Source organism: Pelobacter seleniigenes DSM 18267 (assembly GCF_000711225.1).
GTDB classification, from domain to species: Bacteria; Desulfobacterota; Desulfuromonadia; order Desulfuromonadales; family Geopsychrobacteraceae; genus Seleniibacterium; species Seleniibacterium seleniigenes.
In genome coordinates this window covers 1934569-1959060 of record NZ_JOMG01000002.1, presented here as the reverse complement: position 1 = coordinate 1959060, position 24492 = coordinate 1934569, and the positions used below count along the sequence as shown (strand labels likewise).

Genomic DNA, 24492 nt, shown 5'->3' with positions numbered 1-24492 from the left:
CAGTAGTCAACAATTAAAAAGGCAAACCCAGAGCAATTCGAAGACGCAAAACCACTAGACCTACTTGGTTTTGAAGGTTGCAGAGAATGCTAGTGTCCTGTGCGGTGAGTTGTCGGTATAAATTCTGAGTCATTTTTACTGCTGCCAAGGCGTGCCGCCGCAGGCCTGGCCAAAGCCAAGCCGAGAAGGCAGACCGTAAACAGCAGTAAAAATGGCCAGAATTAGACTATAGAACTAACCGCACAGGACACTAAATAGGCGCCCCTAGCAATTGGGGAAAGTTTATCGTGAGCCGTCACTTCTAAATATCAATCAACAGAACAATCTTGCTTAGAATTAAAAAAGCAAATGCAATGGAATATGTACTTGTGGCAATCGTGCTAGGCACTTCATTATTAGCCGGCTGAGCAACCGTTCCGATGGAAAAGGTATAGGTGAAACGGCGCCTAATATATTTTTCCATGAAGAGGTGGCCGGCAATCAGGAACACAAAATTTCGACAGAGTCAAAATTTCCGCCTAACGATTTGGTAGTAAGAACCGAGTGAGGTAAAAACTATCTCGTAGTAGATCGGTTATATCTAGCAATCAGAGGTGGATGCGACATGAAATAAATAAAATCCGTCTGTAAAAGTTGATTTTTTCTTAGCTGCCATTTTGAGGGAATAATGAAAAAGTTTGCAATATTGATTTTATGCGGTTTGTTTATACTTCCAAATTTTTCATTTGCTGGTTTTGATTCCGATAAATTTTCTCTTGGTGGTGAACTCATTACTTCGGTTGTATCGGTAAATTCAGATGACTATGAAAATATTGAGTATAGTTCGCAGTTGCGATTAGGCATGGAAGTAAAGTCAGACAACAACATGGTGTTTGGCGGTCAGTTGTATGGGTACAAATATATGGGTGAGTTGGATCAAACATTTGATAAAACAAATTTTGATACTTTGCGTTTAGAGAGATTACATTTTAAATGGTGGAATATTCTAGACAGCAACTTTAATTATTCGATAGGGCGGAGACCTTTTTTTTATGGGCAAGCAATGGTAGTCTCCAATGATGGCATCTATTCTGGTACTCCATATAGGACCCCCAGCGATTTCAATGTTGATGGTGCGACAATCGGATATTTTTTGGAACCTCTAACTGATATCAAGGGGATGAATGTTCGGCTATGTTACGGTTTGGGAATTGAAGAGGAGTGGGGGAATGGGACACGTGCTACGGACAAAAACCTTGAAGGTGCTAAACTTGCCGGGATTAGCTTTGACCTTTATCATGACGACAAAACCTTGATTTTGGCTAGCTTTTTCAGGGCCCACGATATTAACGATGGTTTTAATGGCACCTCTGCCTTTCCTACTCAGTACGCAACGTTGTTCGCTCAAGATACGGAGAAGTTCCCCACTTTCAACTTCGCTACTCGCTACGTTCCAACGACTACCATTGGAGACATTATTCTAATTGACCTCAACGTCTCTCACGAGTTTGAGAGTGGTTTCGTTCTGTTCGGTTCGATCGCGATGACCCAACTACGTCCGAACGGTAAGGCTGGAATGTTTGGAGGTATGGGAAGCGATGCTGTTTTTCAGGTGACTCTTTCAGAAGACGGCAGCGAGATAATCATGTCTCCAGCTTATTCTGAAAACAACGATCACCAAGAAGGCTATGGCGTTTACGTTGGTATGCAAATACCCGCACCGATGGGAAAATTCGGACTGGAATACAACTATGGCTCCAAGTACTGGACTCCGATCAACCGAATTCAGGATGACGTCCTTGGCAATAAACTCGCCACTCGTGGTCATGTTGGCGAAGCCTATTACATTCTCAATGTTAGCCAAGCCGCATCTATAAAAATCGGCGCCATTTACTACGACTATGAGTATTCTGGCAGCGGTTCCCCGGTCGGAAAGCCGAAGAAAATCAGCGACATTGAGGACGGCGCAGAATATTCTTTACTGCCCGTCGTTGATACTGCCTGGGATGCATACGCAAAAATTATATTAACCTTTTGAAGTTGACACTGATCTAGGTGCAGTGACGTCCGGGGCACACAAGCAGCGTACACCCACCTGACACAGAAGGCCCTCGAACACGCCAGCGAAACGGCGGCCGCCGTTCTCGGCAAGGCCTTGGCTTTGACTAAAGGTTGCTGAACGCCCGAAACTCAGCACAATGTCCTACGGCGCCTCCACCGTGCCGCCAACCACAGGAACGTTGCTCTTCTCGCTAGCCGTCAGGGCCTTACTCCGGTTAGTGGGTAGAAATACGTTAGAATAATTCATAGGATCCCGAGAGGACCTCGGAGTATCAAGAAACGACAAAGACCTTAGCTCCCAAGAGAGCTAAGGCCTTGTTTTTAAGTGGCGCGCCACGAGAGATTCGAACTCCCGGCCTTCTGATCCGTAGTCAGACGCTCTATCCAGCTGAGCTAGTGGCGCATATTGAAAGAGCAGCTTTATCGCTCACGCGGGAAAATTTGTCAACCTTTTTCTGGTGACACTGCCCATGCGAGAACGACAATCGGGCTGAATAAAAATGGCGGAGAGGGAGGGATTCGAACCCTCGGTACGGTTACCCGTACCCACGCTTAGCAGGCGCGTACCATCGGCCTCTCGGTCACCTCTCCGCAACTTGTATATTAAGTTTTTTTCTGACTTGCGTCAGCTTTTTTTTGTCTTTGTCAAGTGGCGGAGGAGGTAGGATTCGAACCCACGGAACTTTCGTTCAACGGTTTTCAAGACCGCCGCCTTAAGCCACTCGGCCACTCCTCCGTAGCCTTCGACAATAAATAAGCTTATCGAAAAACTTGGGGAATGTAACCAAAAACTTGGCAAAATGCAAGACCAAAGCACAAGTTTTTTCTATCGCATTGCTTGCTTTGCACTCTCCCCGCAAAACCTCTTTGTTTAGACTTGTCCGGACAGAGAGCCTGTATGCATAACACGACCTGCAGGATTAAAACAAGCACGGAAAACCATTCCCCCCGAAATAGCTCAACCTATTGTAAATATTCCAAGAAGGAAGAGAAAAATTGTTATCAAGCAGCTCACATTAAGCTCGTTGAGTTCGATACATTTTTTACCCTTCCCAAACATTAAAAAACCTTGACTTTAAGAATAACAAGATTTAATTTCAATAATTAGATTCAACAAACCTTAAGTAAAGTTTATCGCTCCCCACATACTTTGGTTTTTTTCTTCGGGCATCCGGAAGATGGCTATGCCCGGTTCAACATCTCATTTATCCATGGGAGGTCCCCTCGATAAAATTATTCGATTGCTTGCATTCTACATGGGTAGGTGCCTGTCAATATCACTTCACTACTACCACCTGGAGGGTATCCAACAATGCAACTGTCATTCAAAAGTCTCAAGCTAGGAAAAAAAATCGGTTCGGGCTTCGGCCTGCTCCTTTTGCTGATGTGCGCCATGGGCTATCTGGCGATCAGCAACATGCAGAAAGTTTCCCATCAATCCAACCAGCTCGACCAGGAATATGTCCCCTTGGTCGAATCTGCCAACCAAGTCGAACGCAGTGCGCTCCAAACCACCACCGCTATGCTCGACTATTCTTATAGCGCCAATGAGACCGATATCACAGCTGCTCACAATTCCATCAAGGATCTGCACAGCGCTCTGGAACATGCTGCCCAGGTAGTCGCTCATTCCCAAAAGCTCAGCCACCTGACTGACAGTATTGCCAACAGTGAAAAACAGCTGATCGATTTTGAAAGGCTGGTTGTCGAAGCGCAAGAAAACACGGCGGCAATCGAGGCGACCAGAAAGCAGCTCACCAAAGCCGCTGGAACATTCATGAAAAACAGCCTGGCTTACCGTTCTCAGCAGTGGGAAAATGCCAATCAAGTGATGGCAAACGGCGCCGCAACAGACCAGCTACAACGTTACATTGGAGATATCGCTATTATTGATGATGTGATCACGGCTGGAACTGCCGTCAGGGTCGCTATTTTACGGACCCTCGTCGAACGGAACCCACAATTGATTGAGGACAAACAAAACGAATTCAAGACGATCGAAAAACTGGTTAGCAACCTGGCGAACACAGCCAACGACCCGCAGGTCAAAGCCATGCTGCAGGAAACATTGACCGCGGCCCAGGATTACCAAAGATTAACCGGTGTCTATTTGAAATACTGGAAACAGAATATCGCCGGGACGAAAAAGCGGGCGGACATCGGCAATAAGATTGTCTCTGAAGCCAGGGCCGGTTCCCTCAGCGGCATTGAACAGACCAAAACCATGACCCGGCAAGCCGTTTCATTATTGGGTTCTGCAAATACAACTCTAAAAGTCGGCCTGCTGATATCTATTCTGCTTGGGATTGCTGCTTCCTGGCTGATTTCCCGCAGTATCACCAATCCGTTGCACCGTGCTTTTGCCGCCATTGCGCAGTATAGCAAAGGTGATACGCGCAATCAGAATCTACCCATGGGTCGTGCAGTGAATTGCTCAAAACTGACCAATTGCGGAAAAAAAGACTGCCGCAGCTATGGCCGCGAATCCTATTGCTGGGTCGAATCTGGAAGCTTCAACCCCGCTCCTGATTGCCCGCAGATTCTCAATGGAAAAATCGCCGACTGTAAAGAATGCAAAATCTACGGGGCCCGCGACGAAATCAGCGAACTCGGCTCGGTCCTGGTCGGCATGGCCAAAAACCTGCAGGGTCGCAGTGAGTTGGCGGAAGCCATTGCTCAAGGAGACCTGACTGCCGAAGTCAGCCTCGCTTCACCCAACGATCAGCTCGGCCATGCACTTAAGAACATGCTGGTCGAGCTACGGGCCATGGTCGGTGGCATTCAATCCGCCGCAGAACAGATCGCCAGCGGTTCAACCCAGGTTTCTGACAGTAGCCAGGCGTTGTCCCAAGGGGCTACGGAATCCGCCAGCTCACTGGAGGAGGTGACGGCGTCCATGAACCTGATGGCTGGTCAGGTCCGTACCAACGCGGAAAACGCGACCAGCGCCAATAAGTTGTCGGGCGAATCGAAACTGGCCGCGGAAAACGGCGACCGGCAAATGGCCGATATGGTTCGCGCCATGGAGGAGATTAAACAGGCTGGTCAGGACATCAGTAAGATTATCAAGGTCATTGACGAAATTGCCTTCCAGACCAACCTGCTGGCCCTCAATGCCGCAGTCGAAGCGGCCCGGGCCGGCCAGCATGGCAAAGGTTTTGCCGTGGTTGCTGAAGAGGTCCGTAACCTGGCCGCCCGCAGCGCCAAAGCAGCCCGGGAAACCGCCGAGCTCATCGAGGGATCGGTCGCTCTGACCAACAAGGGGAACCAACTGGCCCATCAAACGGCAACAGCATTGAAGGACATCATGACCGGTACCAACCAGGTCAATGACCTGCTTGAAGAAATTGCCGCTGCGTCCAATGAGCAGGCCCAGGGGATCAGCCAGGTCACCAGCGGACTGGCCCAGATCGATCAAGTCACCCAGCAAAATACAGCCAGCGCGGAAGAGAGTGCCGCAGCAGCGGAGGAGCTTTCGGGCCAGGCGGTTCATTTGCGCGAAATGCTGCAACGTTTCGTTATCGAAAAAGCGACCAGGCAAATCGCCCTGGACTGAGCAGGGAACCAGCCTGCACAGTTAAAAAACCCCGGCAAGGGAGATTCCCTTGCCGGGGTTTTTGTTTGCTTCCTGCCCTGCCCCACACAGTTGCGGGTCGGCGTCGAATCAACGTTTGGTGATTTTTTCCAGCCCGCCCATATACGGCCGCAGGACTTCCGGAACCACCACGGAACCGTCTTCCTGCTGATAGTTTTCAAGCACGGCCAGCAATGTCCGTCCAACCGCCAGCCCCGAGCCGTTCAGGGTATGGACCAGTTCCGCCTTCTTGCCGCCTTCCCGTTTGAAGCGGATCGCCGCCCGCCGGGCCTGGAAATCACGGAAATTGGAGCAGGAAGAAATCTCCCGATAACACTCCTGCCCGGGCAGCCAAACCTCGATATCAAAAGTCCGCGCGGCAGAGAAACCGATATCCCCGGTACACAGGTCAACCACCCGGTATGGCAGTTTGAGCAGTTGCAGGACTCTCTCGGCATTGTTGAGCAATTTTTCCAGTTCGGCGTCCGACTCTTCCGGGCGGGTAAATTTGACCAGCTCGACCTTATTGAACTGATGCTGGCGAATCAGACCGCGAGTATCCCGGCCGTGTGACCCGGCTTCTTTACGAAAGCAGGGCGTATAGGCGGTGTAGGCCAGGGGAAGGTCTTTTTCCTGGAGGATTTCATCCCGATGAATATTGGTCACCGGCACCTCTGCAGTCGGGATCAGAAACAGATCGACCTCCTCGGTGTGGAACAAATCACTTTCAAATTTGGGCAGTTGGCCGGTTCCGGTCATGGAAGCCCGATTGACCAGGAACGGCGGCAGGGTTTCCGTATAGCCGTGTTCGCCGGTGTGCAGATCGAGCATGAAGTTGATCAATGCTCGCTCCAGCCGGGCGCCGGCTCCGAAATACAAGGCAAAACGGGCACCGGAGAGCTTGCCGGCCCGCTCGAAATCGAGAATCCCGAGGTCTTCTCCTATATCCCAGTGTGCTTTTGGAGAAAAGGTGAAGGTTGGCTTTTCACCCCAGCAGCGAATCTCGACATTATCCTCTTCAGACTGCCCGACCGGGGTCTCTTCATGGGGAATATTAGGAATGCCCATGAGCAGCTCATTGAGTTGCTCCTCGACGTTCCGCAATTGATCATCCAACTCCTTGATCCGCGAGGAGACCTCTTTCATGCGGACGATTTCATCCTGCACCTGGCTTTTGTCCTTGGTCTTCCCGATCAGGGCCGAGACCTTGTTTTTTTCAGCCTTGAGTGCCTCGGCTTCGGTCAGCAAGTCACGCCGTTGCTGGTCCAGGCCGCTGAAAGCGGACAAATCGATGGCGCCGCTACGGTTGGCCAAGGCCTTGGCTGCGGCATCAAAATTTTCCCGCAGATATCTGATATCGAGCATGATTTATTCCTCCATGCGCTGGATTTGATGAATTCAAACGAAAATTGATACCACTTCTCCCCGCAAGGGTCAAGGATTGCAGGCTTTTCCCAGACCGTGGAGAGAAAGGGATTAAACGATGTCACTCGCAGGCAAGCCAACATCATTCCCAAGAGTGAATGATGTGCGTCAGCTGCTAGGCGTGGGAAAAATTCACCTGCCGTCAACTGACTCCACCCCTGCCTCTCACGGGCAATAGATTTATTTCAGCTGCAAGGCGCCCTGCGGCTTCGATCCGCAGGCAATCCAACCCCAGCCCCAAGAGTGAATGATGTGCGTCAGCTGCTAGGCGTGGGAAAAATTCACCCGCAAGCGTAGCGGTAGCTACGTTGAGGACGGAATTTTCCCCACAACAACGCAGATGGCGTGCAGCATTCACTCTCGACTCCCATTAACCCACCATTCTTTGTCGTCATCAAACCACCACTTCGAAGAATCCGTATCCCAGATCTCTTCGGCCAGCTGTTTGGCGACCTCGGTCTTCAAGCGCAGCTGTGAATAAGGATACCATTCATCGGCATAGCGATTACCGAGATCCTTGCGTTCCTTCAGGGACAGGATCATCTCCAGTTGGTCGGCATCGTGGGCCAGCTGCGCCTCTGGGGTCTGGCGGGCGATATATTCCAGGGCCGTCTGCCGATAATCATCCCCAAAAGGAAGCTGACTGGCAAGATCTTCAATGGCCTTTTCCTCATCCACCTGAACATACTTTTTGTTGACATAGTTCATGTCGCCGGTGCGTGCTTCCGGGATATCGTGAAACAGGCAAAGTTGCAGAACCCTGGCCACATCAGCCTTGCCATCCAGCTGTGCCAGGGTATAGCCGATCATGGCGGTGCGAAAACTGTGCTCGGCCACCGACTGGGCACCGGAGCCAAGGAACTGAAAACCGGTTCGCGGCGTCCGTTTCAGCATGCCGACTTCAAACAGAAAATTTGCGATATTTTTCATCAATCCATTCTCCAAACCATCCTCGGGAAAGCCCCCGTCGGACGGTCAGTTGCTCAATTTGACAAGGGTAATGGCCGAACAGGCTACTAGCATAGACCTGTCGGCAGCCCTTTTCAACCACCGCTCTCAGCCATGCCAGACAAACACCACTCCGGTCAGGATCAATGCCGCCGAGGCCAGGCGGATGCGGCCATAGGATTCACGCAGGAAAACCAGCCCGATCAACACCCCGATCAGCAGACTGACCTGACGGACCGGCACAGCGTAACTCACCGGAGCCAATTGCAGCCCCAGTCGAAAAGTCAAAAAAGAAGCGAACACCGTCGGTCCGGACAACAATACTAACTTGGGATTTCGCCGCAGCTCCTGGACCACCCGCCCCCGATAACGAGGCCGCAGCAGATTCAGGGACATATAAAAAACCATGAAAAAGACCAGCGTATAGGTAAACCGGTAGGCGGAATAGCTATCAACCCCGGATTTATCGATAATCGCGCCGATGGAATAGGTAAAACCGGCCAACAACGCCGCTTGGACTGAGCGGTTGCCGAGTTGGGTCAAGGGGCGCAATAGCTCCTGCACCGACAGGACACGCAATTGAATGCAATATGCACCGAAGGCAATAATCAGGATTCCGAAAATCCCCAGCGTGGTCAATTGTTCCCCCAGAAACAGAACACCCCAGATCGGCACATAAAGCATGGCGGTCTGGGCCAGGGGATAAGTCACCGACAGGTCGCCTTCGCGATAGGCAAAGCCGCCGAGCCAGTGATACAGCACAAAACAGACCGCAGCGCCCGCTGCAGTCGCCAGCGAACGCGGCGAGAGGATCGGATAAAAACCGAGCGCCACCGTGGACAGAGACATCAGCCCCCAGGCGCAGAGGAACATCCACCAGATAAAAATCGTCTTGTCGCCACTCTTTTTGACCAGCAGGTTCCACAAAGCATGCATCAAAGCGGATATAATGATCAGCAGTAAGGCTAAAGTTTGCATGGTCGGCAGCATAGCGGATTGATCTGGTGATGGAAAGCGCCTTTGACAGCCGCCGGATCGAAGATATGCTTTCATAAGTGGTGAGCAGCTATGTCAAAGATGCCAGATACGCTGGAAAGGAAACAGCATGACAGATTACCGAACTGAACAAGACTCCCTCGGCGCTATGCAGGTCCCCCAGGACGCCCTGTACGGGGCTCAGACCGCCCGCGCCATCGCTAATTTTCCGGTTTCCGGAATTCCCCTGCCCCGGCCCATGCTCCGTGCATTGGGCCTGCTCAAAAAACATGCCGCCGGCACCAACCGTGAGCTGGAGCTGCTCTCCGGCGAGCTGGCCGAAGCCATCGGCAAGGCCGCCAGCGAAGTGATTGAGGGCAAACTGGATGCTCAGTTCCCGGTCGATATCTTCCAGACCGGCTCAGGCACCAGCAGCAACATGAACGTCAATGAAGTGATCGCCAACCGTGCCGCCCAACTCCTGGGACAACCCATCGGCAGCAAAACGGTCCATCCCAACGACCACGTCAACATGGGGCAGTCGAGTAATGATGTCTTCCCCAGCGCGATCCATATCGCTACCGCTGAACAGCTCCACAAGGCCCTGCTGCCGGCGCTGGAACAACTGTTCCGGCAACTGGACCAAAAAGCCGTGGATTTCAGGGATGTACTGAAAATCGGCCGCACCCACTTGCAGGATGCCACTCCGGTCAAACTGGGGCAGGTCTTCTCCGGCTACGCCCGCCAGGCGGAGATGGCCCAGGAAAGACTCGCCACCGCTTCGAGCGGCCTCTACGAACTCCCTCTGGGCGGGACCGCGGTCGGAACCGGGATCAACACCCACCCCGCCTTTGCGGCCAAAACCATTGCCGCCATAGCCCGCGATACCTGCCTGCCGTTTCGCGAAGCCGGCAACCACTTCGAAGCCCAGGGGGCCAAGGATGCCCTGGTCGCCACCAGCGGTTGCCTTAAAGGCTGTGCCGTCAGCCTGTTTAAAATCGCCAACGACATCCGCTTTCTGGCCAGCGGTCCACGCTGCGGGATCGGCGAACTGGTGCTGCCGGCGGTGCAGCCCGGCAGTTCCATCATGCCCGGCAAGATCAACCCGGTCATGGCCGAATCCCTGATGCAGGTCTGCGCCCAGGTCATAGGCAATGATGCCACCATTGCCCTGTCAGCGATGTCGGGGAATTTCGAACTGAACGTGATGATGCCGGTCATCGCTTACAACATTCTGCAGAGCATTGAACTGTTGAGTAACGGCATCAAGGTTTTTGAGGAGAAATGCCTGGCCGGGTTGCAGGCCGATGAAAAACGTTGCGAAGAATTGCTCGAAAAGAGCCTGGCCCTGGTCACCGCCCTGGTTCCGGAGATCGGTTACGACCGCTCGGCAGAACTGGCCAAGGAAGCACACAAAACCGGCAAAACCCTGCGGGAACTGGCTCTCGCCGACGGAGTCCCGGCGGATGTTCTCGACCGCCTGCTTGATCCGGCGACCATGACCGAGCCCAAAAGCTAACTCCGTTTAGTGTTTCATTTTGGCGGCGGCACATGGAAGTTCGTTCTATTGATAGGCCTGTGGCTTTTGACTTTCTTCCCCCCTTTTGCCGGCGCTGGAGCGGAAGGGACTTGGTGTAGCCAAACGCTGGCATTGGGGCGGGGGCTTTTGGTGACTTTTCTGACCTGAAGCAGAAAAGTCACTCGTCTGGCGGGACGAGACCCGCAGGTTTCTGTCGTTTCTTAACGAACAATATCCGTTCATGCCGAAAACCTTCAAAACACTGAAATCAAAATCACAGTCGCGGCCCCGCAGCCGCCCATCTTTTTGTCCAGGCCAACAAAAAGATGGAAAAAAATGGCCTTTTGATTGCTCGGGAGTTTCGTTTGTTCCGAGGAGGATGCAGGGTCGCGCTGCTCGCTGATAGTTGGACAGGGTTGGTCACCGTTGCGTTTAATCACGGAACATGGCCGCTACCAGCCGAATGGTCGTCGAATGCGCCCGACGAGAAGCTGCGCTTCTCGTACTGGCGGAGTCAGGATCTACGGAATTGGAAGAGTTGCTGGTTGATGGGATTGTGTTATCTCCCATTTCACCGCCAGGCAATAACACGAAGGACCGACCGCCAGCGGCCACCAGCTATTTCCTCAGCACCTTCAGGATATCCGCCCCCAGTTCCCGCACCTGCCAGCGTTTCAGCAACGGAATATCCGCCAGTTCAGCAATCTGCTTAGGCCAGCGCTTGGCCAGCTCTTCAAGAATGGCGTTGTTGATCAGTACCCCCGGATCCAGTTCCAGGGATTCCGCTTTCCCTTTGCGCCAGTCCTTCAAGCGGTTAAAGCGCTGCTCTGCCTGCAGGTCTTTTTCCCGCCGTTGCATCCGCGGATAGTGGGGCAGTTCGTTGTCCGGGACTTCAAGCCCTTGGGTCACTGCAAACAACAGCTTGCCAGCGTAACGTTCGACCAGACGCGGCGCCAGTTCAGGGACAACAGCCATCTCTTTGCGCCCTTGCGGCATGGCCCTGGCCAGTTCCAGCACCTGTTTATTTCCCAGCACCTTGTAAAGCGGGCAATCCCGACGCTGTGCTTCGCTGTCCCGCCACTGCAGCAGGCTTTCCAAAACCGCCAGTTGGCGGGGATTCAGGGTTCCGGCACCCTTGAAGCGCAGGAACTCCGGCCCTTCATGAACCGTAAAACGGACCTTTTCCAGCAGCTGGAATTCTTCCTGAACCCACTCCAGACGACCTTTTTCAATCAGCTTCTCTTCCAGAATCTCCACCAGCCGATGGAGGTAAAAGGTGTCCCCCGCCGCATAACGGATCATCTCGTCGGAGAGAGGCCGCCTGGACCAGTCGGCCCGCTGGTATTTTTTGTCCAGTCCCACGCCAAAATATTTTTTCAGCACATCAGCCAGGCCGAAACGCTCTTCACCAAGAAACTGACTGGAGATCATGGTATCGAACAAGCCATTGATCTCGATATCGAAATCCCGCGCCAGACAACGGATATCATAGTCTGCGGCATGAAAGATCTTGCGGATGGCCGGATCGGCGAGGACCGGTTTTAATGGCGCCAACTCCACATCGGCCAGGGGATCGACCAGAACCGTCTCATCCGGAGTGGAAAACTGGAGCAGGCAAACTTTCTCCAGATAGTTGTGCATCGAGTCAGCTTCCAGATCGACAGCGATAGCGGCATGTTGACTCAACCTTGCGGCCAGTTGAGCAATCTCTTCGGTGGTGGTCAGAATCGGCGGTAAAGACATTTAAACTCCGTGGTTCAGTAATTTTCCCAGAACTTTTTTATGGGCGCCGTGCAACGCCAGTTGCTGCAGTTCTGTTTGCCGAACCCAGCAGCCGACCGCATCGGCAATCAGCAGGTGCTGTTCCACCCGGACGTGATAAATATAACTCCGCAAACGGAAATGGCTGTAAACATGTTGCACCTCTCCCAGCGGTTCGGCTTCGCCGACAACACCCAGATCGGCTTTGAGCTGGGCCAGTTTGGCCTCAGCATCTGCCTCGGCAGCCAGACCGATGCAGGGAAATTCCCAGAGCCCGCCGAGAAACCCATCCGTTAACCGGCGCCGGACCAGCAACTGCCGGTCGTCTTCCACCAGCAATGTCAGCTCATGGCGGGTCGGGATCTGCTTGGTTTTCTGTTTGACGGGCAGTTCCTGCTCCAGGCCGAAGCGGCGGGCCTGACACAGCTTGTCCAACGGACATTCGGGGCACTGCGGTTGACGGGGCGTACAGACTGTGGCGCCAAGATCCATGATCGCCTGGGTGTAATCATGCACCCGCTCAACCGGGGTCAACAGATCGGCCCAGGCCCAGAGCTGTTTCTCGGCCGGTGTCGAGCGCGGTGGCTGGGCAAAGGCAAACAGTCGGCAGAGCACTCGGCGCACATTGCCGTCGAGAATCGCTGCCCGGCGCTCGAATGCCAGCGCGGCAATGGCTCCGGCGGTTGAGCGCCCGATCCCGGGCAGTTGCTGCAACTGCTGCGGATCTGCCGGGAAACGTCCCTGATATTCTTCGACCAGGATTCGCGCCGTGGCATGCAGGTTACGCGCCCGGGAATAATAGCCAAGTCCGGCCCAGAGATCGATCACCGCTTCCAGGGGTGCGGCCGCCAGCCGTTCAACTGTCGGGAAATTGTCCAGAAAGCGTTGGTAATAACCGCGCACCGCGGCGACCGTAGTCTGCTGCAGCATGATCTCCGACAGCCAGATCCGGTAAGGATCGCGGCTCTGCCGCCAGGGCAAATCCCGCCCCTGACGACCGTACCAGTTGAGCAGTTGCTCGACATACTGCTGGGGAGAAAAGGGCAGATCAGCCAATTTCCACCATTGCCGCCAGGGTGGTTTCCATCTCTTCGCGGGTCCCCATGGAAATTCTCAGGCCGTGCTTGAGCAACGGATCGGAAAAATAACGAACCAGGATTTTGCGGGCGTAGAGCCCGTCATAAACCCTTTGCCCGCAACGATCCGGCGGTTCGGCAAAGACAAAATTGGTATGCGACGGCTCAATCCGATAACCGATCTTGCGCAGTTCAGAGCAGAACCAGTCGCGGGTTTCACGCACCCGGTTGACGGTCATCTGCAGGTAATCCTGATCTTTGAGAGCAGCCGTCGCTGCCACCAGGGCCAATCGATCCAAGTGATAGTGATCACGAATCTTGTCCAGGGCCTGGATAACTTCCGGCCGGGCCACCGCCAGGCCGAGTCGCATCCCGGCCAGAGCATAGCTTTTGGAGAAGGTTCGGGTGATCACCACATTCTCGTGTTCTTTGACCAGGTCCATGGCGTTGTGGTCGGCAAAATCGACATAGGCCTCATCAACCACCAGCACTCCTGCACAACGGGTGGCGATCTCTGCGATGTAGCTGTTGGTAAAACGGAACCCCAGCGGAGCGTTGGGGCTGGTCAGAAAAAACAGCTTGCCCTCGTAGCGGGCCGGGAAATCAGCGATCTGCAGCTCATCGGTCAGGCCAAAGGTGCGCACCCGCGCGCCCTGGATATTGGCCAGGGTCAGGTAATAGGAATAGGACGGGTGGATATAGGCGATCTCCTCCCCTTCCCCGGCAAAGGCCCGGATCAGGTTGTTGAGCAGTTCATCCGACCCGTTGGCCATGATCACCCAGGACGGATCGACCCCGTAGAGCTCTGCAGCCGCACGCCGCGCTTCCTTGCTGCCGGCATCCGGATACTTGCGCAGATTGGCGCCATCACCAGCGACCTCGGCCAGAATCGCCTCGGCCACTTTGGGTGACGGAGGATAGGGATTTTCATTGGTATTCAGCTTGATCCAACCACTTTCATTCGGCTGGAAGCCGGGCACATACCCCGCCATTTCGGCAATAATTTTTCGCATCGGCAACATTTGACTCGTCCTTCAACTGAGCATAAAAAACGATATTTTTACAGGCAGCTAAGCACCAACCGAAGCAGGGTCGTGACTTAATATTCCTGTAGAAGCTGATATTCGGTGGTTCTGCGCGCGGGGATGAACCCGGCACCACGAACCAGTTCGACGATCTCGGCCTGGGACATGCGGAACGAACAGCCAGCCGCGGCAACGACATTCTCTTCGAGCATGGTTCCGCCCATGTCGTTGGCTCCGAAAAACAGGGCCACCTGGGCCATCCGCGCCCCTTGAGTGACCCAGCTGGCCTGGATATTGTCCACATTATCCAGCACAATCCGGGATAACGCCAGCACTTTGAGATATTCGACACCGCTGGCCTGCGCGCCGCCCAGCTCGGTATTGTCGGGCTGGAAAGTCCAGGGGATAAACGCAGTGAAACCACCGGTCCGTTCCTGGATCTCCCGCACCCGGAACAGGTGTTCGACAATATCCGCCGGTTGTTCACGGCTGCCGAACATCATGGTTGCGGTGGTGCGCATGCCGAGCCGATGGGCCTCTTCCATGACCGCAGCCCATTGCTTCCAGCCGATCTTGTTGGGGGAGATCTCCTGGCGGACATCGTCGACCAGGACTTCCGCCCCGCCCCCCGGCACCGAGGCCAACCCGGCCTGCTGCAAACGCCGCAGGCAGTCCGCCATGCTCAGCCCGGACAACCGAGCGATGTGAGTGACTTCGGCCGGTGACAGGGAATGGATCTGGACCTGGGGAAAGCGTTCATGGAGCTGGCGAAACAGCTCTTCAAACCAGTCGATTTTCAGGGTCGGGTGCAAGCCGCCCTGCATCAGCAGCTGGGTGCCACCGTGTTCAACCAGTTCCTGAACCTTGGCAAAGATCTCCTCATAACTGAGCAGGTAAGCGTCCTGGTCATCTTCATTCCGGTAAAAGGCACAGAATTTACACTTCGATTCACAGACATTGGAGTAATTGACGTTGCGGTCGACCACAAAGGTCACCCGGTTGTCGGGATGCTTGCGCCGGCGGATCACATCGGCCAATTTTCCGAGGGAGAGCAGATCGGTTTCGGTCAGCAGCTGCAACGCAGCCGCACGGTCGAGCTGCGCGCCGCCGGCAAGCGCTTGTCCAAGGTCTGCCGGGTTCATGCGTACACCTTGATTTCGTTGTAGAGAGTGTCCCGTTCCACCGCAATCTTGCCCGCCTTGCGGATCAGCTCGATGATCCCCTCCCGGGCGACCACCTGAGGAGAGTCGGCCCCGGCATCGTGGCCGATCTTTTCTTCGATCACCGTTCCGTCGAGATCGTTAACTCCGAAACAGAGGGCGGTCTGGGCGATCTTCAGGCCGAGCATGACCCAGTAGCCCTTGATATGGCGGAAATTATCCAGATAGATCCGGCTGATGGCCAGGGTTTTCAGGGCATCGACGCCCCCCACCCCTTTGGCACCGGGAACGCGGGTGTTGTCCGGCTGGAACGCGAGGGGAATAAACGCCTGGAACCCGCCGGTCCGATCCTGCAGCTCACGAATCAGCCGCATATGCTCAACCCGGTCGGCAAACTCCTCCAGGTGACCGAACAGCATGCTGGCATTGCTGCGCAAGCCGCCCTGATGGGCCAGTTCGGTCACTTCAAGCCAGCGCTGGCCGGAGATTTTCTCCGGGCAGATTTTGTCCCGCACCGCCTGGCCGAGGATTTCCGCCCCCCCCCCCGGCATGGAGCCCAGTCCGGCAGCCTTAAGTTCGGCCACCACCTCGGGCACGCTTTTCCCGGTTATTCGGGCAAAATAGTCGATCTCCACGGCCGTGAAGGCCTTGATGTGAAGTTCCGCCGAAACCTCTTTGATAGCGCCCAGCATCTCCAGGTAGAAAGAGAACGGCAGGGTTGGGTGCAAGCCGCCGACCGAGTGGATCTCGGTGGCGCCGGCAGCAACCGCTTCCGCAGCTTTCTCCTGAATCTGCTCAAGGGCCAGGGTGTAGCCGCCGGCCTCCCCTTCCTCTTTGGAAAAAGCGCAGAAGATACACTGATTGACACAGAGGTTGCTGTAATTGATGTGCCGATTGACATTGAAATAGACCCGGTCGCCATTCTTCCTGTGGTTAGCGGCTGCGGCCAACTCACCGATAGCCAGCAGGTCGGGCGATTCGAACAGAGCCAGCGCTTCGGCATCAGTGATGCGTTGCCCGGCCGCAATCTTTTCATGCAGGGAAGTAAACAGGTTGTCCATCAAAGCGGTCCATATCTGATATCGTCATCTGCTGACGGGGTTAATTAAGCTTGTTCCGTACCCCAGCGTGCAAACAACTGATGTTCGACAGCGAGGCTATCGAGGATTTTGCCGACCATGAAGTCGACCAGATCGGACACCGTTTCCGGTTTCCGGTAAAAGGCCGGCATGGCCGGCAGGATCTGCGCGCCGGCATTGGTCAAGCGCAGCAGATTTTCCAGATGAATGCTGTTAAAGGGGGTCTCGCGCGGGACCAGCAACAGGGTTTTCCGCTCCTTCAGAGCCACATCTGCCGCCCGTTCCAGCAGGTTATCGGCCAAACCCGCGGCAATCCGGCCGGCGGTCCCCATGGAGCAGGGGCAGATCACCACCGCATCCGCAGCATTCGAGCCGCTGGCCGCCGGAGCGAAAAAGTCATCCAGGGCAAAATGGCGCAGCTTGTCCGCGGCCTGGAAGTAATCCTGCAGCTGGCGGGTGCAACGCTCGGCAGCCGGGTCCAGCTCCAGGCCGGTTTCATAGGCCAGCACCTGCCGCCCCGCCACCGTCACCAACACCGTGACCTGGGTCCCAGCCCGCAACAGCTCTTCAATCAGCCGCAAACCGTAGATCGACCCGGAAGCCCCGGTTATGCCGACAACAATCCGTTTCATCCGCTCAATCCTTTAGACTGTCAAGCAGCGACCTGGCTGGTCAGCCACGACAGTCGCGTCAATAGGATCATTCTAGCCCCGGGCCTGCCTTCAAGCCAAGGCATCGATCAGGGTAAAAATGAAAATCGTTACGCTGATATAGCCGTTCATATTGAAGAAGGCGGCATCCAGCCGGGACAAGTCATCCGGCTTGACCAACAGATGCTCGTAAACCAGCAGCAGCGCCACGACCACCACTCCGGCAAAATAAATCCAGCCCAGCCCGCTCCCGGGAATGACCAGCAGCAAAAAGACCAGCATCAGACCGTGAAAAATCCTCACCAGGGTGAAGGCCTTCTGTTTGCCCAGTTTCGCCGGAATCGAATGCAGCCCCCGTTCGACATCGACGTCGTAATCCTGCAGCGCATAAAAGATATCGAATCCCGCCACCCAGAGCAGCACTGCCACGGCCAGGGGAATCACCGGCCAGCCGATATCGCCGCGCAGGGCGATCCAGGCGCCGATGGGCGCGATGCCCAGGCACAACCCGAGCACGATATGGGCATAGTGGGTAAAACGCTTGCAGTAGGCGTAGAGAATAAACAGTCCGACCACCACCGGGGCCAGCTTCAGACAGAGCGGATTGAGCATCCAGGCGGCCAGGAAAAACACCAGCAGGGCGACCAGGATAAACAGCAACGCTTCGCTGATTGACACTTTACCGGCCGGGATGTGCCGTTCAGCGGTGCGCGGGTTGTCCGCATCGATCTTGGCATCGATCAGCCGATTCAGCCCCATGGCGGCACTGCGCGCCCCCACCATGGCCATACAGATCCAGAAAACCTGTAAAAAGCCCGGCGCATGACCGCTGGCGAGTGAGGCCAGGACAACCCCCATCAGGGCAAAAGGAAAAGCGAAAACCGTATGGGAGAATTTGATCATCTCCAGCAGCGTCTTCACCTTGTTCCATAACAGACTTTTATCCATGGGCAGCATCCCCGGCAGCTCTGTGCAGCAGAGCGAAAATGTTCCGCGTCTGCAAAAACAACCGCGGAGATCAAGAATCGATCCGTGTCAAAACGTTTAATTTACACTTCACATGAAAATGCGACAAGGCCTTTTCAATGATTTGTTCGGCGGTGCTGCTCTGCTATGATGCGGGGCATGTTTGAGGCACTCAACCAATATGGTCTGCCTGCGCTGTTCCTGGTCAGTTTTCTGGCCTCTACCCTGCTCCCGCTGGGCTCGGAATGGCTGTTGGTGGCGCTGCTGGTGGAAGGGCACGCACCAGCCCAGACCGTGCTGGTGGCGACCCTTGGCAATACCCTCGGCTCAGCCACCGATTACCTGATCGGCTATTATGGCCGCGAGTGGTTGGTGCAAAAACTGTTGCGGCTCGATACCGCTCAGCTGGACCGGGCCGGCCGCTGGTTCGACCGCTACGGCAGTTGGGCTCTGTTATTGGCCTGGCTGCCGGTGATCGGCGACCCGCTCTGCGTGGTCAGCGGTATGCTGAAAACTCCGCCGGGCCGTTTTACTCTGCTCGTTGCCATCGGCAAAGGGTTACGCTACAGTTTTCTGGCTGTGGTGACGCTTGAAGCCGGCCAATACCTCACCTGACCCGGATACCCGATGAAACTCTATACCCCTGCCTTTGCAGCCCTGTTTCTGGCTAACCTGACCATGGTGTCGAGCTATTCGACCTTTTTCCTGTTTCCGCTGTTTATCACCAAAAACGGCGGGAACAATCAGGATATCGGGATCATCATGGGGGTTTTTGCCATGGCCTCCGCGTTCAGCAGGCCCTGGGTTGCGGAAATGATCGACCGGATCGGCCGGAAACGCAGCTACACTATCGGCACGCTGATGATGACCGCCCTGCCCCTGGTGCATCTGCTGCTTACCGGCCCGCTCAGCGCTTATTATGCCCCCCTGCTGCTGATCCGTACGGTTCACGGCATCGGGCTGGCCATCTGCTTTACCGCCATTTTCACCTTTATCATCGACCTGATCCCGGTCCAGCGCCTCAATGAAGGGATCGGTATTTTCGGTACCTCGGGGCTGATCGGGCTGGCTATCGGGCCGCTGATCGCCGAACCGGTTCTCGACCGCTTCGGCTTTCCCGCCTATTTTCTGACCGCGGCTGGTTTTGGCGCAGCGGCCCTGCTGCTGCACCTGCCGGTCCGCGACCGAAAGCAGGCGGAACCCTGCACGGCCACGCCCTCGTTTTTCGCCCTGCTGAAAACCCGCAAACAGCTGGTCAGCGGCGCCATGGCGTTACTGTTCGGCGTCGGCCTGGCGGCAACCGGGAACTTTATCGCACCTCTGGCCCAGCAACGCCATCTTGAGTATATCTCCCTCTACTACCTGGCCTATTCCCTGGCCGCGGTCTCGGTCCGCTTTGTCGCCGGCAAACTGGCCGACCGGGTCGGCGAAAATCAGATCATTCCCTGGGGGCTGGCGATTGCCGCCAGCGCCCTGCTGCTGGTCCCGTTAATTACCAACAATGTTCTGCTGCTGGGGATTGGCTTTCTCTTCGGGATCGGTCACGGCCTGCTGTTTCCGTCCCTCAACGCCATGGCGATTCGGAATGAACCCTATGCGGTCCGCGGCAAGGTCACCGGTATTTTCACCGGCGGTATCGACAGCGGCAGCTTTCTCGGAGCGCTGCTGCTGGGAGTGATCGGCCAGCAGGCCGGGTTTGCCGCCCTGTTCATCTGTGCCGGACTGGCTATGCTTTCCGGCTTCTGGGTTTTCCGGCTGCGCCCGGGACGAGGCTGATCAGACCGCCATCTCGAACTTATCGCGATAGGGCTGAAACCGTAACGGTGTCCTCAACACATAATGACCGAAACTGTTCTGCTCGATGACAAAGATTTCTCCATTGTCCGGATTATCGATGGTCTCAAAATATTCCACCGAATATTTGAAGAACCGGCACAGAAACACCCGCAACGCCATCCCGTGGGTGACAATAAGGGCGTTATCAGGGAACTCCGGGCGGGTAAAGTCCCGGTTGAGGCTGTCCAGAAACAGGCACATGCGCTGGTAGACATCGGCCCCGGATTCGCCCCGCGGCACCCGGTAGTAAAATTGCCCATAGGCCTCCCGCTCCCGATTGATGCGCAGCAACTCTTCGACACTGGAAAAATAACCCCAATCCTGCTCCCGCAGCAATGGATCTTCACTGCTGTCGACAAGCCGTTCTTTTAGACTCTCGCTCATCAGCTGGAAAGTCTGGCGAGTCCTCTTCCAGGGCGACACATAAGCCTTAACCCTGGTTGTACCGATGACAGCGGAAACCGCCTTCCCGGCCCGACGCGCCTGCTCCCGCCCCTTTTCCGTCAGCTCCAGGGCATAGTCGGGAATTTTGCTGTAAACCGCCATATCCACATTGCCGATGGATTCAGCGTGACGGATCAAAATAATTCGTTTTGGTTTCATCTCTGTTCTGCTCCCCCTGATAATTGGTTGTCACTCCCTGTCGATCAACGCCGGCCTCAACTAAAACCGATGACTTTTCAGCCCAGGTGAAATCCGGGTTAGCAATCCATGAATTCTTCTGCAGGAGTGACCAAACAGGGCTGTCCCACGGTCCCAATCACCAGGGCAATAGCCGGATATTGTTAGAAATTTGTTAGCTTATTGACATTAATGCCCGGTTCCCGGATAGTCATTGCCGTACGCTAATCTTTCCTGCTGAAGCAATCGTCCCGGGGGGGATTTTTCTCTTTTGCGGATTTACGACTTTGAACACTTTCAGTACGTTCTTCTACGGTACCAGTGGACTGGCTGCCAAAAAGAAACACCGAGCTCTCCATAGTCCCCTGTTGCAAGTCGGACTGACCGGCTGTTTTCTGTTGATCATCATCCTCGCCTGGAGCCAGACCCTGGCTCAACAGAAGGAAAATCGAAAATTCATTATTCATGGACTGCAGATAGAACAGACCAATCTGGCGGCAATCATCTCGGAAAACCTGTTTCAGGTGCTAGATCAGAACCAGGCCATTAACATGATCGTCCAAGGCTGGCTCAAAAATCATCAACAGGGGCGGCCGGACGAAGTCAATCATTTTATTTACAGTGAGCAGGCCTTTAACCGGGTGGCGCTCTTCGATCTTAGCGGCCAGCAGCTTTACCAGACCTCGGTGCAGGACGAATACCTGCTCTCCCCGGCGCTCATCAGGCAACTGCTTGCCCAGTTGGAAGCAACCACTGCGCCAGCGACAATCGTTCCGACCAGCAAACAGGGCGGCTCTTCCTGGCAGGTTCCCATTCTCTTTCCAATGCACAGCCGCACCGAGCTCACCGGAGCCATGCTGCTCGAACTGAATCTGGGCTATCTCCTCAATCTGCTCCAGAATATCGATATCGGCCGGGCCGGTCACATCGGGCTTTGTACCGACCGGGGAGAAGAACTGGCCCGCTTTGAAAACGGCGGCCTGGTAATGGGTTCAACGTCTGCGGGCTGCGCCGAGCTGAGCAAAAAAATCGACGCGCGGCCGCCCAGTCCGAGCGGATATTACCGCAGCAGCGATCAGCGTCTCATCGCCTTCAGACCAGTCGCCCAATACCCTTTAATTGTTACCGTCAGTCGCAATCTCAGGGAAGGACTCGCCGAATTCGACGCCTACCGCGTGAAACAGCTCTGGGTTCTGACGATCTTGACCCTGGTCGGCCTGGCCGGCTTTGTCCTGTTCCTTCAGTTGATCAATCGCAAACAGCACTATTTGAAAACCCTGGATGCTTCATTTACAGAGAACAAGGAACTGATCGAAAAACTGGAAAAGGAGCATCAGACGGCCGTCAACGCCGCCTCTTTCGATGCCTTGACCAATCTCTACAACCGCCGGCTGTTCGTGTCTCTGGCGGAACAGAACCTGGCAAAACGGAACAGTCTCAATTGTGGTGTTCTGTTCATCGACCTGGACCGTTTTAAAACCATCAATGACACCCTGGGACACCGGATCGGTGATCTGTTGCTGAAAGAGGTTGCCAGCCGCCTGAGAGGATGCCTGCGCAAATCGGATATTGTCTCCCGTTTCGGCGGTGACGAATTTGTAGTCATGCTGACGGAAATCGCCGCAGTTAAAGATATCCTGCCGGTTGCCGAAAAAATCATTCACGCCATTTCGCAACCCTGTCACCTGGATAATCAGCAACTCTCGGTCAGCCCCAGCGTCGGAATAGCAATTTTTCCACGGGATGGAGACACCATTGAAGCACTGCTCCGCAACGCGGACGCTGCCATGTACAGCGCCAAAAAATCGGGACGCGGGCGTTACAGCTTTTTCGATTCCAGTCTCAATACCGTTTCCATCAAACAGTTTGAACTGGAACAGCGGGTCGGCAAAGCCATCGCAGATGACGAATTCGTGCTTCACTTTCAACCCAAAATCCGCCTTGAGGATTCCCGGGTCATCGGTCTGGAAGCCCTGGTTCGCTGGCAGCATCCCCTTTATGAACTGCTCTATCCCAATGACTTCATCGACAGGATCGAAGAAAGCGGCCAGATCGGGCACCTCGGCGGCTGGGTTCTGGAGGCAGCCTGCCGGCAGCTGGTCAACTGGCGCGACCAAGGCTTAACGACTGTTCCCATCGCCATCAATGTCTCACCGACGGAAATAAAGAATCCTGAGTACGCCGCCCATTTCTTTCAAACCATCCACCACTATCAGCTGCAGCCTGCCGATATTGAAATCGAGGTGACGGAAAGCGCCCTTATCGAACATGAAAAAGTCCTTAAGGATAATTTGCGCGAGCTGTCCGATGGCGGCGTCACCATCTCTCTGGATGATTTCGGCAAAGGCTTCTCCAGTTTCAACCACATCCGTTCGCTCCCCATCGGCACCCTGAAAATCGACCGCAGCTTCATTCAGGATATTCGCAGCAACCGCAACGACAACGCCATTGTGACCTCGACCATCACCCTGGCCAAAAAGCTCAACCTGACCGTCATTGCCGAAGGCATTGAAAGCCACGACCAGTTTATCCACCTGAAACTGGCCGGTTGTGACCAGGTCCAGGGCTATTTCTTCAGCCGACCGCTTCCGGCCCAACAAATCACCGAATTTTTAATCAATCCGCACAGGACCAAAGCCTCATGAGCAAGACCTATAGAATCATCCGCCACAGCCTCTGCCTGTTTCTTGTGCTGCTCGGGCCCCTTGCCGGCATCGGCTTCTGCCAGCAACAGGGCAAACCCCTTTATTTTTCATTGATCCCTAAAAAAAATATCAGTCAGCAACTGGCCGAACTTCAGCCCCTCTTTGACCTTCTGGAGAAAAATTTAAAGAGACCGATTGAGATTGTCCGCCCCCAATCCTATCAATCCGTGATTGAAAGCCTGCTCTCCCATAAGATCGATTTTTGTATTCTCGGCCCTGCTTCCTACGCCTACGCCAAACAACGCGATCATCAGATCACCGCTTTCGCAGCCTTTGAAAAAGCCCAGGGAATAGTCACGCCGCAGGGCAGCTACTACTATGCTGTCCTGTTCACCCTGGCCGATGCGGGATTTTCCAAGCCGGAACAGTTGCGGGGAAAAACCGTGGCGTTTACCGATCCGGCCAGCACCTCTGGGGCCTTGATTCCAAGCGTTGAATTTGCCAATTTTATCGGCCAATCCCTGGATAAATTTGTCGGCAAACAGATTTACACCGGGTCCCATGACCGCGCCATTACTGCGGTGCTGCAAGGCAGGGTTGATGCTGCATTCGTGTCCAGCGCCCGGCTTGATGAGGCGATCCGCAAAGGGCAGCTCCCTCCCGAACGGGTCAATATTCTCTGGACCTCCAAACCAATCCATCATGATCCCTTTGTTTTCAGCAGTAGCCTGGACCAGAAAACCCGCCAACAGATTCGTACCCTTATTCTCTCTGACGCTCCAGAATTGCAAAGCATGTTCAATAAGTTACTGATTAAAGGGATCGTTGCGGTCGCCGATGCCGACTATCAAGCGATTCACGACCTTGCTGCCGCAAAGGCGCTCGACTGACAAAAAACTCTTCACTTAACCGGCGATTGGCAAAGACCATCAAGGAGTTTGCTACAAACTGATCAAGCAGGGGGGGAAGCATTTTCCTCCAAATTGCACACCACCAACATCACTTCTTTTGGCGGTCATTATGGATCGTCCCCGCCCCTTCTTATCTTTACCTTGGACCTCGTTCAAGGATCTTTCATAAACAGTTATCTCAAATTATAAATAAGAGTAAATTAGTCACGCTTGACATTTAATAATATTTAATTTATTTTCCATAATATTTTTTCACCTTTTCCGCAGGGGGATACTGCCAC

18 protein-coding genes and 3 tRNA genes are annotated in these 24492 nt (G+C 54.5%); 7 read left to right on the top strand and 14 right to left on the bottom strand.

Annotated features, from left to right (window positions below; all coding sequences use genetic code 11):
- Nucleotides 1–667 precede the first annotated feature (667 nt).
- Complete coding sequence (locus tag N909_RS0111755) at nt 668–2017, top strand: DUF3373 family protein (protein ID WP_051689719.1); 1350 nt, start codon at nt 668–670, stop codon at nt 2015–2017.
- Nucleotides 2018–2366: 349 nt separating this feature from the next.
- Here N909_RS0111755 and N909_RS0111750 read toward each other — a convergent pair.
- The 3 genes from N909_RS0111750 to N909_RS0111740 all read right to left on the bottom strand — a co-directional run bounded on the left by N909_RS0111750 (nt 2367) and on the right by N909_RS0111740 (nt 2776).
- A tRNA-Arg gene (locus tag N909_RS0111750) sits at nt 2367–2443 on the bottom strand.
- Nucleotides 2444–2541: 98 nt separating this feature from the next.
- A tRNA-Ser gene (locus N909_RS0111745) sits at nt 2542–2631 on the bottom strand.
- 59 nt (nt 2632–2690) lie between these two features.
- Nucleotides 2691–2776, bottom strand: a tRNA-Ser gene (locus N909_RS0111740).
- A 576-nt stretch (nt 2777–3352) separates the two neighbouring features.
- On the opposite strand from N909_RS0111740, the gene N909_RS24635 reads away from it, so the two are divergent.
- Nucleotides 3353–5596: a methyl-accepting chemotaxis protein gene (locus tag N909_RS24635; RefSeq protein ID WP_051689718.1), complete on the top strand. Its 2244-nt coding sequence runs from the start codon at nt 3353–3355 to the stop codon at nt 5594–5596.
- Nucleotides 5597–5704: 108 nt separating this feature from the next.
- Here the strand turns inward: N909_RS24635 and serS are convergent, their stop codons facing one another.
- From serS to N909_RS0111720, 3 genes are all read right to left on the bottom strand, one after another.
- On the bottom strand, nt 5705–6979 hold the full coding sequence (gene serS, locus N909_RS0111730; protein WP_029915274.1) for a serine--tRNA ligase: 1275 nt from the start codon (nt 6977–6979) through the stop codon (nt 5705–5707).
- A 414-nt stretch (nt 6980–7393) separates the two neighbouring features.
- Nucleotides 7394–7969: an HD domain-containing protein gene (locus N909_RS0111725; protein WP_029915272.1), complete on the bottom strand. Its 576-nt coding sequence runs from the start codon at nt 7967–7969 to the stop codon at nt 7394–7396.
- Nucleotides 7970–8095: 126 nt separating this feature from the next.
- A complete protein-coding gene (locus tag N909_RS0111720) occupies nt 8096–8965 on the bottom strand; it encodes an EamA family transporter (RefSeq protein ID WP_029915270.1) in 870 nt (289 codons plus the stop codon).
- A gap of 127 nt (nt 8966–9092) precedes the next feature.
- Between N909_RS0111720 and N909_RS0111715 the strand changes: the two genes are divergently transcribed.
- Entirely contained in the window at nt 9093–10481 is a 1389-nt protein-coding gene (locus N909_RS0111715; protein WP_029915268.1) for a class II fumarate hydratase, read from the top strand.
- A 618-nt stretch (nt 10482–11099) separates the two neighbouring features.
- Here the strand turns inward: N909_RS0111715 and N909_RS0111705 are convergent.
- From N909_RS0111705 to N909_RS0111675, 7 genes are all read right to left on the bottom strand, one after another.
- The gene (locus N909_RS0111705) at nt 11100–12224 is read right to left on the bottom strand and encodes a ribonuclease D (protein ID WP_029915264.1); all 1125 of its coding nucleotides are present in this window, start codon (nt 12222–12224) and stop codon (nt 11100–11102) included.
- A complete protein-coding gene (mutY, locus tag N909_RS0111700) occupies nt 12225–13298 on the bottom strand; it encodes an A/G-specific adenine glycosylase (protein WP_029915261.1) in 1074 nt (357 codons plus the stop codon).
- Entirely contained in the window at nt 13291–14340 is a 1050-nt protein-coding gene (gene hisC / locus N909_RS0111695) for a histidinol-phosphate transaminase (RefSeq protein WP_029915260.1), read from the bottom strand. Before hisC ends, mutY begins: the two co-directional genes overlap by 8 nt.
- A gap of 77 nt (nt 14341–14417) precedes the next feature.
- Nucleotides 14418–15485: a cyclic dehypoxanthinyl futalosine synthase gene (gene mqnC, locus N909_RS0111690; RefSeq protein ID WP_029915257.1), complete on the bottom strand. Its 1068-nt coding sequence runs from the start codon at nt 15483–15485 to the stop codon at nt 14418–14420.
- Nucleotides 15482–16564, bottom strand: a complete 1083-nt coding sequence (mqnE, locus tag N909_RS0111685) for an aminofutalosine synthase MqnE (protein ID WP_029915256.1) — start codon at nt 16562–16564, stop codon at nt 15482–15484. The genes mqnC and mqnE overlap by 4 nt, the downstream gene beginning before the upstream one ends.
- A gap of 44 nt (nt 16565–16608) precedes the next feature.
- Nucleotides 16609–17214: a UbiX family flavin prenyltransferase gene (locus tag N909_RS0111680; RefSeq protein WP_029915255.1), complete on the bottom strand. Its 606-nt coding sequence runs from the start codon at nt 17212–17214 to the stop codon at nt 16609–16611.
- A gap of 90 nt (nt 17215–17304) precedes the next feature.
- Entirely contained in the window at nt 17305–18180 is an 876-nt protein-coding gene (locus N909_RS0111675; RefSeq protein ID WP_281174844.1) for a UbiA-like polyprenyltransferase, read from the bottom strand.
- Nucleotides 18181–18357: 177 nt separating this feature from the next.
- On the opposite strand from N909_RS0111675, the gene N909_RS0111670 reads away from it, so the two are divergent.
- Together N909_RS0111670 and N909_RS0111665 are read left to right on the top strand one after the other, a co-directional pair.
- The gene (locus N909_RS0111670; protein ID WP_029915253.1) at nt 18358–18813 is read left to right on the top strand and encodes a YqaA family protein; all 456 of its coding nucleotides are present in this window, start codon (nt 18358–18360) and stop codon (nt 18811–18813) included.
- Nucleotides 18814–18825: 12 nt separating this feature from the next.
- Nucleotides 18826–19974, top strand: coding sequence for an MFS transporter (locus N909_RS0111665; RefSeq protein WP_029915252.1), 1149 nt, complete (start codon nt 18826–18828; stop codon nt 19972–19974).
- Here N909_RS0111665 and N909_RS0111660 read toward each other — a convergent pair whose 3' ends face one another.
- Complete coding sequence (locus N909_RS0111660; RefSeq protein WP_051689717.1) at nt 19975–20637, bottom strand: histidine phosphatase family protein; 663 nt, start codon at nt 20635–20637, stop codon at nt 19975–19977.
- A gap of 305 nt (nt 20638–20942) precedes the next feature.
- Between N909_RS0111660 and N909_RS0111655 the strand changes: the two genes are divergently transcribed.
- Together N909_RS0111655 and N909_RS0111650 are read left to right on the top strand one after the other, a co-directional pair.
- Nucleotides 20943–23300: a putative bifunctional diguanylate cyclase/phosphodiesterase gene (locus N909_RS0111655; RefSeq protein ID WP_029915250.1), complete on the top strand. Its 2358-nt coding sequence runs from the start codon at nt 20943–20945 to the stop codon at nt 23298–23300.
- A complete protein-coding gene (locus N909_RS0111650; protein ID WP_051689716.1) occupies nt 23297–24190 on the top strand; it encodes a phosphate/phosphite/phosphonate ABC transporter substrate-binding protein in 894 nt (297 codons plus the stop codon). The genes N909_RS0111655 and N909_RS0111650 overlap by 4 nt, the downstream gene beginning before the upstream one ends.
- The last annotated feature ends 302 nt before the right edge of the window (nt 24191–24492 follow it).

What these genes read in the sequence shown, in the direction of transcription:
- N909_RS0111755 (WP_051689719.1), top strand. Translation starts at nt 668, where the DNA reads ATGAAAAAGTTTGCAATATTGATTTTATGCGGTTTGTTTATACTTCCA.
- N909_RS24635 (WP_051689718.1), top strand. Translation starts at nt 3,353, where the DNA reads ATGCAACTGTCATTCAAAAGTCTCAAGCTAGGAAAAAAAATCGGTTCG.
- serS (WP_029915274.1), bottom strand. Translation starts at nt 6,979, where the DNA reads ATGCTCGATATCAGATATCTGCGGGAAAATTTTGATGCCGCAGCCAAG.
- N909_RS0111725 (WP_029915272.1), bottom strand. Translation starts at nt 7,969, where the DNA reads ATGAAAAATATCGCAAATTTTCTGTTTGAAGTCGGCATGCTGAAACGG.
- N909_RS0111720 (WP_029915270.1), bottom strand. Translation starts at nt 8,965, where the DNA reads ATGCAAACTTTAGCCTTACTGCTGATCATTATATCCGCTTTGATGCAT.
- N909_RS0111715 (WP_029915268.1), top strand. Translation starts at nt 9,093, where the DNA reads ATGACAGATTACCGAACTGAACAAGACTCCCTCGGCGCTATGCAGGTC.
- N909_RS0111705 (WP_029915264.1), bottom strand. Translation starts at nt 12,224, where the DNA reads ATGTCTTTACCGCCGATTCTGACCACCACCGAAGAGATTGCTCAACTG.
- hisC (WP_029915260.1), bottom strand. Translation starts at nt 14,340, where the DNA reads ATGTTGCCGATGCGAAAAATTATTGCCGAAATGGCGGGGTATGTGCCC.
- mqnC (WP_029915257.1), bottom strand. Translation starts at nt 15,485, where the DNA reads ATGAACCCGGCAGACCTTGGACAAGCGCTTGCCGGCGGCGCGCAGCTC.
- mqnE (WP_029915256.1), bottom strand. Translation starts at nt 16,564, where the DNA reads ATGGACAACCTGTTTACTTCCCTGCATGAAAAGATTGCGGCCGGGCAA.
- N909_RS0111680 (WP_029915255.1), bottom strand. Translation starts at nt 17,214, where the DNA reads ATGAAACGGATTGTTGTCGGCATAACCGGGGCTTCCGGGTCGATCTAC.
- N909_RS0111675 (WP_281174844.1), bottom strand. Translation starts at nt 18,180, where the DNA reads ATGGATAAAAGTCTGTTATGGAACAAGGTGAAGACGCTGCTGGAGATG.
- N909_RS0111670 (WP_029915253.1), top strand. Translation starts at nt 18,358, where the DNA reads ATGTTTGAGGCACTCAACCAATATGGTCTGCCTGCGCTGTTCCTGGTC.
- N909_RS0111665 (WP_029915252.1), top strand. Translation starts at nt 18,826, where the DNA reads ATGAAACTCTATACCCCTGCCTTTGCAGCCCTGTTTCTGGCTAACCTG.
- N909_RS0111660 (WP_051689717.1), bottom strand. Translation starts at nt 20,637, where the DNA reads ATGAAACCAAAACGAATTATTTTGATCCGTCACGCTGAATCCATCGGC.
- N909_RS0111650 (WP_051689716.1), top strand. Translation starts at nt 23,297, where the DNA reads ATGAGCAAGACCTATAGAATCATCCGCCACAGCCTCTGCCTGTTTCTT.